This is a genomic window from Streptomyces sp. cf386 (assembly GCF_900103585.1).
In the GTDB taxonomy this organism is placed as follows: Bacteria; Actinomycetota; Actinomycetes; order Streptomycetales; family Streptomycetaceae; genus Streptomyces.
This window is the reverse complement of the sequence record NZ_FNHV01000014.1, coordinates 135,525-150,682: the sequence shown is the minus strand read 5'-3', so window position 1 is coordinate 150,682 and position 15,158 is coordinate 135,525. Positions and strand designations below refer to the sequence as shown.

General features: G+C 69.9%; 15 protein-coding genes. 4 read left to right on the top strand and 11 right to left on the bottom strand.

Going from position 1 to position 15,158, the window contains the following annotated elements; translation table 11 throughout:
• The 4 genes from BLU79_RS32040 to BLU79_RS32025 all read right to left on the bottom strand — a co-directional run bounded on the left by BLU79_RS32040 (position 1) and on the right by BLU79_RS32025 (position 4,603).
• On the bottom strand, positions 1-984 hold the full coding sequence (locus BLU79_RS32040; protein ID WP_093909464.1) for an SCO2522 family protein: 984 nt from the start codon (positions 982-984) through the stop codon (positions 1-3).
• Positions 981-1,898, bottom strand: coding sequence for an SCO2523 family variant P-loop protein (locus BLU79_RS32035; RefSeq protein WP_093909463.1), 918 nt, complete (start codon positions 1,896-1,898; stop codon positions 981-983). The genes BLU79_RS32040 and BLU79_RS32035 overlap by 4 nt, the downstream gene beginning before the upstream one ends.
• A 3-nt stretch (positions 1,899-1,901) precedes the next feature.
• Positions 1,902-3,752 (bottom strand): SCO2524 family protein, encoded by a 1,851-nt coding sequence (locus BLU79_RS32030; protein ID WP_093909462.1) that lies wholly within the window; start codon positions 3,750-3,752, stop codon positions 1,902-1,904.
• A 65-nt stretch (positions 3,753-3,817) separates the two neighbouring features.
• Positions 3,818-4,603, bottom strand: coding sequence for an SCO2525 family SAM-dependent methyltransferase (locus BLU79_RS32025; RefSeq protein ID WP_093909461.1), 786 nt, complete (start codon positions 4,601-4,603; stop codon positions 3,818-3,820).
• A gap of 181 nt (positions 4,604-4,784) precedes the next feature.
• On the opposite strand from BLU79_RS32025, the gene BLU79_RS32020 reads away from it, so the two are divergent.
• Complete coding sequence (locus tag BLU79_RS32020; RefSeq protein ID WP_093909575.1) at positions 4,785-5,321, top strand: GNAT family N-acetyltransferase; 537 nt, start codon at positions 4,785-4,787, stop codon at positions 5,319-5,321.
• Positions 5,322-5,334: 13 nt separating this feature from the next.
• Here the strand turns inward: BLU79_RS32020 and BLU79_RS32015 are convergent, their stop codons facing one another.
• Positions 5,335-6,477, bottom strand: a complete 1,143-nt coding sequence (locus BLU79_RS32015) for an abortive phage infection protein (protein WP_093909460.1) — start codon at positions 6,475-6,477, stop codon at positions 5,335-5,337.
• Positions 6,478-6,630: 153 nt separating this feature from the next.
• Here BLU79_RS32015 and bla point away from each other — a divergent pair, with 153 nt between their 5' ends.
• Positions 6,631-7,509 (top strand): class A beta-lactamase, encoded by an 879-nt coding sequence (gene bla, locus BLU79_RS32010; RefSeq protein WP_256333528.1) that lies wholly within the window; start codon positions 6,631-6,633, stop codon positions 7,507-7,509.
• Here the strand turns inward: bla and BLU79_RS32005 are convergent.
• Positions 7,502-7,957: a protein-tyrosine phosphatase family protein gene (locus BLU79_RS32005; RefSeq protein WP_093909458.1), complete on the bottom strand. Its 456-nt coding sequence runs from the start codon at positions 7,955-7,957 to the stop codon at positions 7,502-7,504. The genes bla and BLU79_RS32005 overlap by 8 nt on opposite strands.
• 82 nt (positions 7,958-8,039) lie before the next feature.
• Here BLU79_RS32005 and BLU79_RS32000 point away from each other — a divergent pair, with 82 nt between their 5' ends.
• Together BLU79_RS32000 and BLU79_RS31995 are read left to right on the top strand one after the other, a co-directional pair.
• Positions 8,040-8,561, top strand: a complete 522-nt coding sequence (locus tag BLU79_RS32000; RefSeq protein WP_093909457.1) for a SigE family RNA polymerase sigma factor — start codon at positions 8,040-8,042, stop codon at positions 8,559-8,561.
• Positions 8,558-9,499: a hypothetical protein gene (locus BLU79_RS31995; protein ID WP_093909456.1), complete on the top strand. Its 942-nt coding sequence runs from the start codon at positions 8,558-8,560 to the stop codon at positions 9,497-9,499. The genes BLU79_RS32000 and BLU79_RS31995 overlap by 4 nt, the downstream gene beginning before the upstream one ends.
• A gap of 47 nt (positions 9,500-9,546) precedes the next feature.
• Here BLU79_RS31995 and BLU79_RS31990 read toward each other — a convergent pair whose 3' ends face one another.
• From BLU79_RS31990 to BLU79_RS31970, 5 genes are all read right to left on the bottom strand, one after another.
• On the bottom strand, positions 9,547-9,963 hold the full coding sequence (locus BLU79_RS31990) for a helix-turn-helix transcriptional regulator (RefSeq protein WP_256333536.1): 417 nt from the start codon (positions 9,961-9,963) through the stop codon (positions 9,547-9,549).
• A gap of 183 nt (positions 9,964-10,146) precedes the next feature.
• Positions 10,147-12,546, bottom strand: a complete 2,400-nt coding sequence (locus BLU79_RS31985) for an ATP-binding cassette domain-containing protein (RefSeq protein WP_093909454.1) — start codon at positions 12,544-12,546, stop codon at positions 10,147-10,149.
• A 26-nt stretch (positions 12,547-12,572) separates the two neighbouring features.
• Complete coding sequence (locus BLU79_RS31980) at positions 12,573-12,983, bottom strand: VOC family protein (protein WP_093909574.1); 411 nt, start codon at positions 12,981-12,983, stop codon at positions 12,573-12,575.
• A 215-nt stretch (positions 12,984-13,198) separates the two neighbouring features.
• On the bottom strand, positions 13,199-14,134 hold the full coding sequence (locus BLU79_RS31975) for a dihydrodipicolinate synthase family protein (protein ID WP_093909453.1): 936 nt from the start codon (positions 14,132-14,134) through the stop codon (positions 13,199-13,201).
• The gene (locus tag BLU79_RS31970; RefSeq protein ID WP_093909452.1) at positions 14,134-15,153 is read right to left on the bottom strand and encodes an oligopeptide/dipeptide ABC transporter ATP-binding protein; all 1,020 of its coding nucleotides are present in this window, start codon (positions 15,151-15,153) and stop codon (positions 14,134-14,136) included. The genes BLU79_RS31975 and BLU79_RS31970 overlap by 1 nt, the downstream gene beginning before the upstream one ends.
• Positions 15,154-15,158: the final 5 nt, after the last annotated feature.

The following is a 15,158-nucleotide window of genomic DNA, read 5'->3' as shown; positions in this document are numbered from 1 at the left end:
TCAGGTCTCCTCGGCCTCGGAGGAGTCGCCGGGCTCCTCGTAGAAGACGTAGCCGGCGCGTTGCGCGACCGCCGCCGGAACCGGCATCCCCTCGGCCGCCGACCGGTCCTCGACCTGCTTCAGCGCCCCGGCGTCGACGTCTATCTGGTCCAGGATGAGCCGTACGGCGTCCTCGACGGCGAGGAACCGGTTGGGCATGAGCGTGCAAGTGCGGTACGCGCTGAACGGCGCCCTGGTGTCGGTGAGCTTGAGCAGCGGCGGCAGCCGGTCCCAGTCGTGCGGGAAGTCCTCGCCCTGCCAGTCCTTCGGCACCAGCACCGGGTCACCGAGGTGCCGTAAGAGCCCGAGGCGGGCCAGTTGCCATACGGCGGCCAGGAACGGGCAGGACCACAGCCGCCGTCCGTCCTTCTCGGACCACAGCTCGACGTCCATGAAGACCGAGTGGTTGCGGGCCGCGGTCTCCTGGGGCGGCACCCAGCCCTTGGCCACCTTGCCCAGGGCGGGGGCCGGCATCGTCGGTGTCCGCTGGCCGTTGGCGAGCCAGCCGGTCTGGCTGACGGGCGGGCGGGAGCCGTAGCTGCCCGGCGGCGGCGACTCGACGAGGCGGTGCATGACCGATTCCGCGAGTTCGATGCGGTCGGCGACCGCGCAGGCCGACTCACGGGCGAGGTAGTCGATGACCAGGCCCGCCTTCTCGGCCTCCTTCAGCACCATGGGGATGAGGTCGGCCGGGGTGGAGAAGCGGGTGAAGTAGTCGTCGATGAGGAAGCAGGTGCTGATGCGCGGGCGCTTGCTGCGGCGGGCCATCGACGCGCGCACCGCGTCCACCCAGATCCGCACCTCGGCGAAGTGCTCGCCCAGGCGCTTGGGGCCCGCCTCGAAGTCCTCCATGTAGAGGTGGCCCAGCTCCAACGAGAGGTGCGCCAACGGCACGGACTGGGTGCGCAGCTCCGCGGTGGTCTCCTGGAACACGGCTTCGGTCACGCCTGCTCCCAGGACTCGTCGTCGGTCAGGCGCTTGGCGAGCCCGCTCAGCGCCGTCCAGGTGTCCTGGTTGGCGATCTCACTGTCGAGCACGTCCTCGTCGGTGATGAGCTGCTCCCGCCACTGCAGGACCGGTTCGAGCGGTACGGAGCCGAGGACCTGGCTGTATCCGATGCCCAGGTTGGAGGCGAGCTGCTTGAGGTCGTCGTCGGTCTTGCGCATCCAGGCCGACTGGGTGGGCGAGACCTGGGACCACAGCGGGGATTCCGGGTCGGGTACGGCGGCCCTCACGAAGCGGATGGAGTTGCGCAGCGCCTCCTCGTCATGCCCGCGGTCGACGCCGCCGGCGACGATGCCGCGCCTGCCGAAGACCAGGCTCGCGGCGGCGCCCACGTGCTGGCGGGTCCAGCGGTGGAAGACCAGCCAGCGGGCCGTGACCTCGCTCATCTCGGGCTGTGCGGTGGCCTCCAGGACCATGTCGACGGCGTAGGAGCGGCCGGCGCTGAGGTCGACGACGACCAGGTCGAACTCGTAGTAGAGCGTCATCAGCAGGTCGACGCAGCGGCGCAGGTTCTCGTCGCCGGTGGCGAACTCGCCGCCGCTGACGTCGCCGGGCATCAGCACCAGGCGTCCGGAGCCGGGCGGCGGGAAGCGCAGCACCTGGTGCTCGGTCTCGGACCAGACGTCGATCCGGGCCGGTTCGCTCACCTCTCCTATCAGGTAGGCGTGCAGGCCGCGGTCCTCGGTGTCCTGGCGGGCGTCGGCCACGTCGAAGACGGCCGCCGCGGTGGGCGAGCCGAAGTCGAAGTCGAGGTAGCAGACGTCGTCACCGGCCAGCGCGCGGTGGTAGGCGAGGTTGGCGCTGGTCACGGAGCGGCCCGTGCCCCCTTTGTCGGAGGCCGCGAAGATCAGCACGGTTCACACTCCCCGGTCCGCGGCTTCGCGCGCCCGGGCGAGCGCGTCGAGCTGTCCCAGCACCTCCAGCGTCAACGCGTAGGCCGTGCCCGGCTGTTCGTCCACGAGAGTGCGGGCGCGGCGCAGCTTGACCTCGATGTTCCTGAGCTGCATCCCGTGCCGGCCGTCGTCCTTGGGCGCGGGTTCCATCTGTTCGTTGCCCAGGAGGTGGGCGGACTCACTGAGCAACGCCTTTGACAGCTCGGTGAGTTCGAGGCTGCGGATCGGTGGCTGCTGGTACATCTCGTAGGCCTGCACCATGACCTCGGTGACGCGCTCGGTGATGCTCCAGGACACCGGCACGCGCCGCTTGTGGATCTCCGCGTCGGGATAGGCCGCGTGGATGTTGTCCCACAGGCCGACGCCCTCGCCGTCCCGGATCCGGCGCTTCCACATGTGGTCGAAGATGTCCTCGGCCAGCCTGAGCAGCCGGTCGTGCGAGGCCAGGTTGCGGGACAGGGTGCACAGCTGGACGGTTCGTTTCAGCAGCTGCGCCGAGAAGTCCGTCATGGACCAGGTCATGGGCGGGCCGAGCCGCTCGCTGCCCTGCAGCGGCAGGGCGATGCCGACGTTGTGCAGCGCGTGGACCATGGGGTCGTCGGCGGTCATCCGGCTGGTGATACGGCCGCGTTCGGCGAGGCGCTCCATGATGCTGACGGTGCGGGTCAGGTCGTCGTCGGTGGCGCGGCGCCGCATCAGGTCGTGTACGAGGATGGCGGCGACGGAGAGGGAGAAGTACTCCGACTCCAGCTTCTGTCCCGTCGTACGCCAGGGCAGGTCCTCCAGGGGCCAGCGGTCGTCGTCGAAGCGGGCGATGCGGGACCAGTACTGCTGGGTCAGCTCCCACCGCAGCCGGAGCGCCTCGGCGAGCTTCTGCTGTTCGGTGTTGAGCAGGCCGAGGGTGAGGGTGCGGTCGGAGAACAGGTCCTGGATACCGTCGAGGGCGACCACGGTGAAGTACAGATACGGCACCGCGTTGGCGACGCCCTCCGGCTGCGGCCCGATGGATTCGTCGGTCTCGACCTCGGGAGCGCCCTTCACCATGCTCCAGGCCCAGCCGCACTCGAAGAGCTGGTTCTCGTCCTTGAGGCCTTCCTGGACGTCGATACCGAGGAAGACGCTCTCGTTGATCGCCGCGCGCAGTGAACGGAAGCGGTTCTGGAACTTGTTGACCACCTGGCGCTGTGACAGCCGTCCCTGGCCGAGGAGTTCGCAGAGCGTGGCGCCCTGCGAGGAGTCGGTGTCGAAGACGTTGACGGTGAAGGAGCGCAGCAGGCTCACCATGGCGGCGGTGAGCCGGTTGCTGGTGTCCTGGCGCAGCTCGGAGATCGTCTCCTTGATGTCGCTGCGCCGGGTCCTCGTCTCGTAGATCTTGAGGAAGCCGAGCGTGGCGAGGCATAACGTGATCGACATGGAGAACGAGTCGACGACGCCGACCTGGCGCTGTTCCTCGCTGAGCTGCTTGGTCTTGTCGGCGGAGCCGAAGTAGTAACCCCCGGCGAAGGTGGGCCTCTTGTCCTCACCGGTGTGTGCCCGCATGAAGTCGGCCGCGGCCGTGACCAGGTTGGCCGGCACCTCCAGGCGTCCGCCGGCCCGCTTCAGGGCCTGCTGGACGTCCTCCTGTGTGGTGTCCGGGTCATCCAGTCGGAACGCGGGGATCTCGGTGGCGGGGTACAGCAGGCAGAGCAACCGCTCCGCGTCGGCAACGCTGCTCTCCTTGCCCCATTCGCCCCATTCCCACGCTCCCCCGTCGAAAGAGTGGCGGGCGACCGCCTGCCAGATGTCCAGCAGATGCTGGCGTGGCTTGATCTGCATCCCATGCCCCTGTCACAGGCCGCACTGCCATCAATTGAGGAATATCGCTGTTCTGTTGTGAAGATTCACCGTGGAAAGTCATCCATATTTCGGCGCCAGCCGTAGGCGACGATCATTCCCGAATATCCGTCGCGTACCTCGGCCTCGGATTCGAGCCGCTGCACCTTGAAGTCGCTCGCGAATGTCTCAAGGCTCGCGCGCACCTCGGATTCTCCCACGTCACAGGCCGGGAAGAAATGCTCGCCCGCGTGATAGCCCTGCGAATGCGCCATGAAAGCGGCGGCGAAAGGGGCGCCTGGGGCGAGGGCGCGCAGAAAGCGCTCGACACCGAGCGCGAACTCCTTGTGGGAGGTGGTCATCGATTCGGCGACGAAGAACATGGTCCCCATGGACCACCGGCCCTCGTGCCGCGCCAGGCCGAAGAGGTCGCCCTGCTCGACATGGACGACCTTGCGGAACCTCTCCCTCGGGTCCGCGCCCAGGGAGCTGTAGGCCTCGTCCTCGCACAGGGCGCCCCAGAACGGGTCCCAGTTCGTGTCGTAGGCGTCGACCTGGCTCGTCAGGTACTTGACGTTGGCGGGCGAGCGCTCCAGGAGGGTGATCTCCTCGCACCACGGCATCATGGCGAGTGCGGGATAGAGATTGGCGCCGGCGCCCACGTCGATACCGGAAACCGGACCGACGCCCTGCTTCCGGAAATGATCGACGAAATGATCCCGGATCAGGTGCAGGATCTCAGCGTCCTCCGCCTGTAAGGCGCTGTAGTTGTGCTGCACGTAGGCAATCGGGTCGAACTCAGCCCAGTGGACCTGCGCGTTCAGCTGGACGTCCCCCGACGATCTCTGGGTCATTCACTTACGGTACCAAAAGAAGGCGCACTGGGAGCGCGTCGAGGCATAGCCAAGTCACGGTCTTGAAGCGCCGGATCGGCCCTGCTCAAGATGGGCTGATCTCCAACTGAGCATCCGAAACGGCGGGCAAGGGGTGCTCACCCTCACGAGTGACTCCATTCCATCGCATAGGGGGCAGTTGATGGCTGTGCCGGAGGAACGTTTCCCTGTTCTGGGTAGCCGCTCTGACCAGGCGTTCTTCGCCGACAGCAGCGATCGGCCGCTGACCATGAGGGGCGTCACCGAGGCGGATCTGCCCGAGCTCCTCCGCGTGGACAGAGAGGTCTTCCCCGAGGACCCCTACCCCTACTTCGTACTCCGCCAGCACCTCGACGTGCACGGCGACCGCATCCTCGTCCTCGACGACGGCGAAAGCCTGCACGGCTACGTCCTGTTCGTCACCACCTCGGACGGCTATGTGTGCTGGGTACTGAGCCTGGCCGTCAGCGCCGACCAGCGCGGCCGGGGGCTCGGCAAACGGCTGATGCTGGAGGTGCTGCGGCAGTTGCGCCGGGAGCGGGTCGGCGAGGTGCGGCTGACGGTCGAGCCGACGAACGCGGCGGCCATCATGCTGTACCGGTCGCTGGGGTTCGCCGCCGAGGGCGGGGTGCATCGGGACTATCTGGGGCCCGGGGAGGACCGGCTCATCATGGTGTTGGGGATGGGGTTGCGGCCCTAGCGGCACCGCGGCCCTAGCGGCACTGCGCGTACCGCCGTGCCAGGGCGTGGAAGGCCTCCTTCGGTTCCCAGTGCCAGTCCGAATCGGGGTCGTCCGGGCGGTCCTTGAGGGGCTTGGTGATGGCGTAGCTCGCCAGGTCCAGGTCGTAGCGGGGGTTGTCGGGGCGGTGGGGGGCGTCGGGGGTGACGAACTCGAAGGCCATCGCCGCGTACAGGTTCATCGACTCGAAGACGTCCAGCAGATCTGTCATGTAGGCGGCCTGGGTGCGTTCGCTGCGCACCACGTCGCCCTTGATCTCCGGCGGGTTCTTGTCGTAGTCGACGATGTACCAGCCCATGCCGCCCGACTCGGGCGCACCGACGTACGCGCACGTGCCGAACTCGGTGATGGCGAGGGGCTTGCCCCAGCGCAGGTAGGGCTTCAACTCGCGTACGTAGTCGGCCGGTTGGCGGTGGTACGAGTAGTAGTCGATGCCGACGACGTCGAAGAGGGTCCAGTCGACCGGCTCGAAGGCCTCGTCCTGCGCGGCGGCGTAGCTCAGCCGGCCGTGGAAGACGGAGCGGGCGACCTTCGCCGCCTTCGCGGTGAAGCGGGCCAGGCGGCGCTGCATCTTCGCCATGTCGACCGCGCCCTTCTGGAGGTTCTCGATGCGGTCGAGGACCGTCTCCCCCGGCACGATCCCGGGCACGAACAGCCAGAACTCGCAGCCCACGCTGAAGTCGACGCTCGCGCCCTGCCGGCGCAGTCGCTCCGCGAACCGGCCGCACTCGGCGATGCTCTCCAGGATCTCCCGCTCCGGCACGTCGCCGAGGGTCGGCTGGAGCCAGACGTGCAGCCCGCGCTCGGCGGCTTCGGCGGCCGTCGCGGTGAGGCGCTCGACGCCGTCGCCGGTGACGTCGAGGGTGTCGGCGTGCAGCTCGTCGCGGATGATCCGGACGTCCCTGCGCATCCGGGCCGTACTCCACGCGGTTCCGGGCGTCTCCCCCTCGCCGACGGTGTAGACGACACCCCGGTGTTTCAGTCCCCCGTGCCGCCGCCCTCGTCCGCTCGCTCCGGTCGCGGTGGCCCGCCCGGCGGGCAGCACCGCCCCCGCCAGTCCGACGGCCGCCGTCCCCGCCAGAAACCCTGCCCGGCTGATCCCCTTGGTGTTCTCCATACGGCCACTGTGGCGAGGACGCGCCCGGCGCGCCGTCGGCCGATGGTCTACGGCGACGCAACCATGGGATGAGACAGGACGTCGACCACTGCAGAGATCGTCGAAGACGCACGAGCGAAGGAGAGCAAGATCTTAATCCCCGCCACTTCCCCGGTGACCCGACGCGCACTCCTCAGGGCCGGCACCGCCGCCACCGCGGCCACCCTCCTCACGAGCGCCCCCGCCCATGCCACCGGGCGCGAGGACGACGTCACCGCCCGCCTCCGGGCGCTGGAGCAACAACACGGCGCCCGCCTGGGCGTGTTCGCCCACAACCTCGCCACGAAGCGGACCGTCCGGCACCGCGCCGACGAACGGTTCCCGATCTGTTCCCTCTTCAAGACCCTGGCCGCCGCGGCCGTACTGCGGGACCTGGACCGGGACGGCGAGGTGCTGAACAAGCGCATCCACTACACGGCGGCCGACGTGGTGGCGAACTCCACCGTGACCGAGAAGCACGTGGCCACCGGCATGACCGTCGCCGAACTCGCCGACGCGGCCATCCGCTTCAGCGACAACACGGCCGGCAACCTCCTGTTGCGCGAACTCGGCGGCCCCACCGCCATCACCCGCTTCGCCCGCTCCCTGGGCGACCCGGTGACCCGCCTGGACCGCTGGGAGACGGAGCTCAACTCGGCGGAGCCGTGGCGGGCCACGGACACCACGAGCCCGCGCGCGATCGGCCGTACGTACGCCCGCCTGGTCCTCGGCAACGCCCTGAACCGCCCCGACCGCGACCTCCTCACCCACTGGCTGCTGAACAACACCACCAGCGTCAACCGCTTCCGCGCCGGGCTGCCCAGGACCTGGTCGATCGCCGACAAGACGGGCGGCGGCTCCTACGGCACGAACAACGACGCGGGGATCGCCTGGACCGAGGACGGCACCCCGCTCGTCCTGGTGGTCCAGACGACGCGACCCGACCAGGACGCGGCGCCGGACCACGCGCTGATCGTCGAGACGGCCGAGCTGCTCGCGGACACGCTCACCTGAAGCGCCGCACGTATCTGCGCTGCCAGGGCGTCTCCACGGCGTGCCGGTCGTAGTTCCGCCGCACGAAGTCCACGGCCTCCTCCGCCGGTACGCCGTCCAGGACCGCCAGACACGCCAGCGCCGTACCCGTACGACCGCGACCGCCGCCGCACGCGATCTCGACCCGCGCGGTGGCGGCCCGCTCCCAGGCCTCTTTGAGCGCGGTGCGGGCGGCCGGGCGGTCGGCGGGGAGCCTGAAGTCCGGCCAGCGGAGCCAGTGGGACTCCCAGGGGACCTCGGGTGGTTGTCTGCCGAGCAGGTAGAGGGCGTACGTGGGGGTCGGTGCCGTCGGGTCCAGGGGATGACGCAGGCCCCGGCCCCGTACCAGGCGTCCGGACGGCAGCCTGAGGACTCCGGCGTCGTTCTCGTCCCACTGCTTCTCGTCTTCCCTCTGCTTCTCGCTCTCCATGGCCCCTATTCGAAAGGTGCCCGGCCACCCGGGCAACCGAATCCGGCGCATCCGTGGTCTGGTGGGCGAGGGAGGGTGCTTGATGCAGGCCGAACCAGAGGCCCAGTTCCAGGAGTTCGTCAGGGCGCGGTGGTCCCATCTCGTGCGGACCGCGTATCTGCTCACCGGTGACGCGCACCATGCCGAGGACCTGACGCAGACCGCGCTGGCGAAGGCGTACCGGTCATGGCGGCGGGTGGCACGCGCCGACAATCCGGAGGCGTACGTCCGGCGGATGCTGGTCAGCTGCAACAGCGACCGGTTCCGCAAGCGACGGGTCGCCGAGCGGCTGACCGACGTGCCGCCTGAGGTGGCGGGGCGCGACGCGGGCTACGCGGGTGTGGACGAGCGCGGCGCGCTGCTCGGCGCTCTCGCCCAACTGCCGCCCAAACAAAGGGCGGTGGTGGTCATGCGCTACTGGGAGGACCTGTCCGAGGCGGAGGTCGCCGACGTGCTCGGCTGCTCCGTCGGCACGGTCAAGAGCCAGGCGTCCAAGGGGCTGGCGAAGTTGCGTACGTTCCCGGGGCTCGCACGGGTCCCGGAGGAGCAGGGAGGCGGCAGGTGAGCGGCGAGGAGCAGCGGCAGGGCGCGCAGGACGAGCGGGACTTCGAGGAGCAATTGCGGGAGTTGCTCGCCGAGGACGCCTACACGATCCGGCCGTCGCCGGCGCCGTATCCGGCGATCCGGCGGCAGGGCGTGGTCGAGCGGCGGCGCCGGGTGGCGGCGGCCGGGGCGGCGCTGGTGACGTTGGCGGCGATGCCGGTCGGGGCGTACGCGCTGGGCGGTGGCGGGAGGGGCGGCAGCACGGCGACGAACCCGACGACCTCGGCCAGTGCCACGCGGGCCCCTTCACCGACGCCGTCCGCGACACCGCGCGGGCCCGCGCGGCCGGGCACGGAACGGCAGCTGTTCGACGGGATCACCTTCGAGCAGGCGGCGGACGGACTGGAGAACTGCCTCGCCTACGACGCGGGGGGCCTCCAGGCCTCGGGCGACCCGGGCCGGGGCACGGCGGAGGACTACCGGATCCTGCTGGCGATGCGCAGCACCGGCGACTCCAACGCCCCCGGTGACGGCATGTTCGTCGTCGCGGTGCAGGAGAAGTCGCCGGATCGGACTTCGCTGATGTGCCGCATCAACGACGGCCAGACCGAGGGCATCTCCGGCTTCAGCGACGACACCGGTCTCATGGAGGACGAGGGCCCGGTGTACGTCAACCCCAACGCCGGCAAGCTCTACCAGCAGTCGGTCATCGACCGCGGCAACTGGAAACTGCCGTTCCGCTGGGGTGTGGTCGGCATGGTCAAGCCGTCGGTGGCCGAGGTGACGGTCTCCTACGGCGGCTCCAGCAGTAAGGCCGCGCTCGACGACGGCTTCTTCGTGGCGTCCGGCGAGCTGAACCAGCAGGTCACCGTGGCACCGCACATCAAGGGCTACGACGCCGGCGGCAAGTTGGTCTACGACTCCGACGGCGACAAGTACTACCAGCGGACCCTTCCGTAACAACGACAGGTCGGGGGCGCCGCACCGGGGACGGCGCCCCCGACCCGTCAGGATGCCTGCGGCTCGCCGACCTGCGTTTCGCGGTTCCTGAGCGGCCGGGTCACCTGCTTCGACAGGCACGACGGCATCCCCGCCGTAGTGCCCACCGTCGTGCCCGCTGCCGCCTCCGTCGTCGCGTCCGTCGTCTGCCGCCGGTAGGCGCTGGGCGACATGCCGACCAGCTCGTTGAACCGCGTGCTGAAGGTGCCCAGCGACGAGCAGCCGACCTCGAAGCACACCTCGGTGACGCTGAGGTCGCCCCGGCGCAGCAGCGCCATCGCGCGCTCGATGCGCCTGGTCATCAGGTAGCCGTACGGCGACTCGCCGTACGCGGCCCGGAACTCGCGGCTCAGGTGCCCGGCCGACATGTGCACGCCGCGCGCGAGCGCCTCGACGTCCAGTGGCTGTGCGTACTCGCGGTCCATCCGGTCGCGGACGCGGCGCAGCGCCTTGAGGGTCCGCAGGCGCTGGTCATCGGGCGTCGAGTGGTTTGAGGACACACCCGCATCATCCCGAACGCCCTCCGGGCCCGTCCACTGCTGTGCCCGCTCACGGGAGCGGGCCGCGACGAAGGACCTCACCGGCAGCGTCGTGACACACATCCCGGCTCAGCCGCCGACGTAGGTCGCGAGGTGCTCACCGGTGAGGGTGGAGCGCTGGGCGACGAGGTCGGCGGGGGTGCCCTCGAAGACGATCTTGCCGCCGTCGTGGCCGGCGCCGGGGCCGAGGTCGATGATCCAGTCGGCGTGCGCCATGACCGCCTGGTGGTGCTCGATGACGATGACCGACTTGCCCGAGTCGACGAGCCGGTCGAGGAGCCCGAGCAGTTGCTCGACGTCGGCGAGGTGGAGGCCGGTGGTCGGCTCGTCCAGGACGTAGACCCCGCCCTTGTCGCCCATGTGTGTGGCCAGTTTCAGCCGCTGCCGCTCGCCGCCGGACAGCGTGGTGAGGGGCTGGCCGAGGGTGAGGTAGCCGAGTCCGACGTCCGCCATCCGCTCCAGGATCTTGTGGGCGGCCGGGGTTGCGGCCTCGCCGCCGCCGAAGAACTCCTCGGCCTCGGTCACCGACATCGCGAGCACCTCGCTGATGTCCCGGCCGCCGAGGTGGTACTCCAGCACCGACGCCTGGAACCGCTTCCCCTCGCAGTCCTCGCAGGGGGTGTCGACGCCGGCCATCATGCCGAGGTCGACGTAGATGACACCGGCGCCGTTGCAGGTGGGGCAGGCGCCCTCCGAGTTGGCGCTGAACAGGGCCGGCTTCACGCCGTTGACCTTGGCGAACGCCTTGCGGATCGGGTCGGCGAGGCCGGTGTACGTCGCCGGGTTGCTGCGTCGCGAGCCGCGGATCGGCGTCTGGTCCACCGAGACGACGCCCTCCGGCGCCGGGATGGAACCGTGGATGAGGGAGCTCTTGCCGGAGCCGGCGACACCGGTGACCACGCAGAGCACGCCGAGCGGGATGTCGACGTCGACGCTCTGGAGGTTGTTCGTGGTCGCGCCGCGGATCTCCAAGGTGCCGGTGGCCTTGCGCACCGTGTCCCGCAGCGTGGCCCGGTCGTCGAGGTGGCGGCCGGTGACGGTGTCGCTCGCCCGCAGCCCCTCGACGGTGCCCTCGAAGCAGACGGTGCCGCCCGCCGTGCCCGCGCCGGGGCCGAGGTCCACGACATGGTCGGCGATGGCGATGGCCTCCGGCTTGTGCTCCACCACGAGGACCGTGTTGCCCTTGTCCCGCAGGCGCAGCAGCAGGTCGTTCATGCGCTGGATGTCGTGCGGGTGCAGGCCGATGGTGGGCTCGTCGAAGACGTACGTGACGTCGGTGAGCGAGGAGCCGAGGTGGCGGATCATCTTGACGCGCTGTGCCTCGCCGCCGGACAGGGTGCCCGCGGACCGGTCGAGGGAGAGATAGCCGAGGCCGATCTCCGTGAACGAGTCGAGGGTGTGCTGCAGCGCGGTGAGCAGCGGCGCCACGGTCGGATCCTTGAGCGCGCGGACCCATTCGGCGAGGTCGCGGATCTCCATGGAACAGGCGTCGGCGATGGAGAGCTTGTTGATCTTCGATGACCGGGCGCCCTCACTGAGCCGGGTGCCGTCGCACTCGGGGCAGGTGGTGAAGGTGACCGCACGCTCGACGAAGGCCCGGATGTGGGGCTGCATCGATTCCTTGTCCTTGGACAGGAACGACTTCTGGATCTTCGGGATCAGGCCCTCGTAGGTGAGGTTGATGCCGTTGACCTTGATCTTGGTCGGCTCGCCGTAGAGGAAGGCGTGCATCTCCTTCTTGGTGTACCGGCGGATCGGCTTGTCCGGGTCGACGAAGCCGGACTGGGCGTAGAGCTGCACCGTCCACTGGCTGTCCGACTTCCAGCCGGGAATCGTGAACGCGCCCTCCGACAGCGACTTGGAGTCGTCGTAGAGCTGGGTGAGATCGATGTCGGAGACCGAGCCGCGGCCCTCGCAGCGGATGCACATACCGCCGGTGCGCTCGAACGTCGCCTTCTGGGCCTTGGTCTTCGCGCCGCGCTCGACGGTGATCGCGCCGCTCGCCCGGACCGAGGCGGTGTTGAAGGAGTACGCGCTGGGCGGGCCGATGTGGGGCGTGCCGAGTCGGCTGAACAGGATGCGCAGCATCGCGTTGGCGTCGGTGGCGGTGCCGACCGTGGAGCGGGGGTCGCCGCCCATGCGCTGCTGGTCGACGGTGATCGCGGTGGTCAGCCCGTCCAGGACATCCACCTCGGGGCGGGCCCTGTTCGGCATGAAGCCCTGCAGGAAGGCGCTGTACGTCTCGTTGATCAGCCGCTGCGACTCGGCGGCGATCGTGTCGAACACCAGCGAGCTCTTGCCCGAACCGGAGACGCCGGTGAAGACCGTCAGCCGGCGCTTGGGGATCTCGATGCTGACGTCCTTGAGGTTGTTCTCGCGGGCGCCGTGCACGCGGATCCACTCATGGCTGTCGGCGGCGTGCGGTGCGGGGGACTGCGCGTCCGTCCTCGTGGCCCTGGCCCTGCTCATCGTGTGCTCTCCCTCCGGTGGGTGGCTCAGCCCCGCTGCTGGATTCGGATCATGTTGCCCGCGGGGTCGCGGAAGGCGCAGTCACGGACCCCGTACGGCTGGTCGATCGGCTCCTGGACGACGTCGGCGCCGGCGGCCTGCACGCGCTCGAACGTCGCGTCGACGTCGGGGGTGGCCAGGACGATGCCCCCGTAGGTGCCCTTGGCCATCATCTCGGCGATGACCTTGCGTTCGTCGTCGGTGACGCCGGGGTCGGCGGCGGGGGGAGTGAGCACGATGGAGGTGGCGGGCTGGCCGGCCGGGCCGACCGTGATCCAGCGCATTCCGCCGTAGCCGACGTCGTTTCTGACCTCGAAGCCGAGGATGTCGCGGTAGAAGCCGAGGGCGGCGTCCGGGTCGTCCTGCGGAAGGAAGCTGGCGTGAATCGAGATGTCCATGGCCGTCACGCTAGCGGCGGCCGGGGGGCGGCGCTTCTTGATTCCTGACCGCTCTTTTCTCACCCCCCAGACCCCGCTCCTCGAACGCCGGAGGGGCTGAGTCGTTCAGCCCGTCCGGCGTTTGAGGACGAGGCCCCTTCAGGGCCGATAGCGGGGGTCTGGGGGCGGAGCCCCCAGGGATGGGACGGGTAGGGGCGGCGGGGGCGAGAACCGCCCTACAGCAACCCCGCACCGGCCAGATACTTCCCCACCCGCTCAACCTCCTCCACCGACAGCGGCACCTGCGGCTCCGCCGTCGCCGGACAGTCGATGACCCCCCGCAGATGCAGCGCCGCCTTGAACGCGCCCAACGCCGACGAACTGCCCCCCATCCGCTCGGGATCCCCGACGGTGACCAGGCCGAACAGGGCGCACAGCCGCTCCTGCTCGGACCGCGCCCGCTCCCAGTCCCCGGCGCGGCACAACCGGTCGAGGTGGACGTACCCGTGCGGATCCACGTTGGCGAGCCCCGGCACCGCCCCGTCCGCCCCCATCGCGAGCGCCGCGTCGACGAAGAGCTCCGAGCCGGTCAGCACGCTGAAGCCCTGGATGTCGGCTCGGCCGCGGGCACCGGTCACGACCTCGCGGAAACCGGCCAGGTCGCCACTGGAGTCCTTCAGCCCCGCCAGGACGCCCTCCGCGCCGAGTTCCAGGATCACGTCGGCGGGCAGCTTGGTGTGGACGGAGGCCGGGAGGTCGTACGCGATGACGGGGACGGGAGAGGCCGCCGCGAGAAGCCGGTAGTGCCGGGCGATCTCGGCGCGGTGGGTACGGGCGTAGAAGGGGGCGGTGGCCACGACCGCGTCGGCGCCCGCACCCGTGACCTCCCGTACGTGGTCCAGGACCCTGGGCGTCGTCATGTCGATCACGCCGGCCAGCACCGGGAGCTGCCCCGAGACATGCCCGGCCACCGCCTCCACCACCACCCTGCGCTGCCGGTCCGTCAGATACGCCGCCTCCGACGTCGAGCCCAGCACGAACAGACCGTGCACCCCGCCCGCCACCAGGTGGTCGACCAGCCTGAGCAGCGACGGGACGTCCACCTCGCGGTCCGGTGTCAGGGGCGTGCAGACGGGCGGGACGACACCGGTGAGCGGGGTGGGGATGGTCATCAAGGCTCCTTGGAATGGTGACTCTGTCGTACGAGGTCGCGGGTGGCCTCGCCCTCCTCCACTGGATGGTGACACCTGTAACGATGCTCCGGGCGAGACGCGGCCGAGAAGCCCGGCATCACGTCCGCACACACCCCGTCCGCCTTCCAGCACCGCGTCCGGAAGGGGCACCCGCTCGGCGGACGCGTCGCCGACGGCACCGGGCCGACCAGCGGGATCGGGTCGATGGGGTCCAGCAGGCCGGGCGTCGCGGAGAAGAGGGCCCGGGTGTACGGGTGCCGGGAGCCGTCGGTGACGTCGGCGGCCGGGGCCTCCTCGACGATCCGGCCCAGGTACATCGTGATCACACGGTCGCTCATCCGCCGTACCGTCTGGATGTCGTGCGAGACGAAGACCAGGGCCAGACCCAGCCGCTCCTTCAGATCCAGCAGGAGGTTCAGGATCTGGGCCCGCACCGACACGTCCAGCGCGCTCGTCGGCTCGTCGGCCACCACCAGGTCGGGGTCCAGCGCCAACGCCCGCGCGATCGCGACGCGTTGGCGCTGACCGCCCGACAGCTGGCCGGGCAGCGCGTCGGCGAGGGCGCGCGGGAGGCCGACCAAGGACATCAACTCCCTTACGCGCGCCTCGCGTTGGGATTTCGTGCCCCGGTCGTGCACGTCCAGCGGATCCCGCAGTACCTGCCGGACCGGGAGGCGACGGTTCAGGGCCGTCGACGGGTCCTGGAAGATCATCCCGGTGCCCGCCCCCACCGCCGTCCTGCGCTCGGCCGGCGTCATCGTCCACAGGTCGCGCCCCCGGAAGGCCACCGTCCCCTCCGTCGGCCGTTGCACCCCCACCAGCACCTTCGCCAGCGTCGACTTGCCGCACCCCGACTCACCGACCACGCCGACCGTCTCACCGGGCGCGATGACGAGATCGGCGCCGGTCAGGGCGTACACCCTCTCCCGGGTGAACAGGCCGCCGCTGCGCGCCTTGTGCACGACGTGCGCGTCGGACAACTCCACCAGCGCGTTCACCGGGC

What these genes read in the sequence shown, in the direction of transcription:
- BLU79_RS32030 (WP_093909462.1), bottom strand. Translation starts at nt 3,752, where the DNA reads ATGCAGATCAAGCCACGCCAGCATCTGCTGGACATCTGGCAGGCGGTC.
- BLU79_RS32025 (WP_093909461.1), bottom strand. Translation starts at nt 4,603, where the DNA reads ATGACCCAGAGATCGTCGGGGGACGTCCAGCTGAACGCGCAGGTCCAC.
- BLU79_RS32020 (WP_093909575.1), top strand. Translation starts at nt 4,785, where the DNA reads ATGGCTGTGCCGGAGGAACGTTTCCCTGTTCTGGGTAGCCGCTCTGAC.
- BLU79_RS32015 (WP_093909460.1), bottom strand. Translation starts at nt 6,477, where the DNA reads ATGGAGAACACCAAGGGGATCAGCCGGGCAGGGTTTCTGGCGGGGACG.
- BLU79_RS32005 (WP_093909458.1), bottom strand. Translation starts at nt 7,957, where the DNA reads ATGGAGAGCGAGAAGCAGAGGGAAGACGAGAAGCAGTGGGACGAGAAC.
- BLU79_RS32000 (WP_093909457.1), top strand. Translation starts at nt 8,040, where the DNA reads ATGCAGGCCGAACCAGAGGCCCAGTTCCAGGAGTTCGTCAGGGCGCGG.
- BLU79_RS31990 (WP_256333536.1), bottom strand. Translation starts at nt 9,963, where the DNA reads ATGGACCGCGAGTACGCACAGCCACTGGACGTCGAGGCGCTCGCGCGC.
- BLU79_RS31985 (WP_093909454.1), bottom strand. Translation starts at nt 12,546, where the DNA reads ATGAGCAGGGCCAGGGCCACGAGGACGGACGCGCAGTCCCCCGCACCG.
- BLU79_RS31980 (WP_093909574.1), bottom strand. Translation starts at nt 12,983, where the DNA reads ATGGACATCTCGATTCACGCCAGCTTCCTTCCGCAGGACGACCCGGAC.
- BLU79_RS31975 (WP_093909453.1), bottom strand. Translation starts at nt 14,134, where the DNA reads ATGACCATCCCCACCCCGCTCACCGGTGTCGTCCCGCCCGTCTGCACG.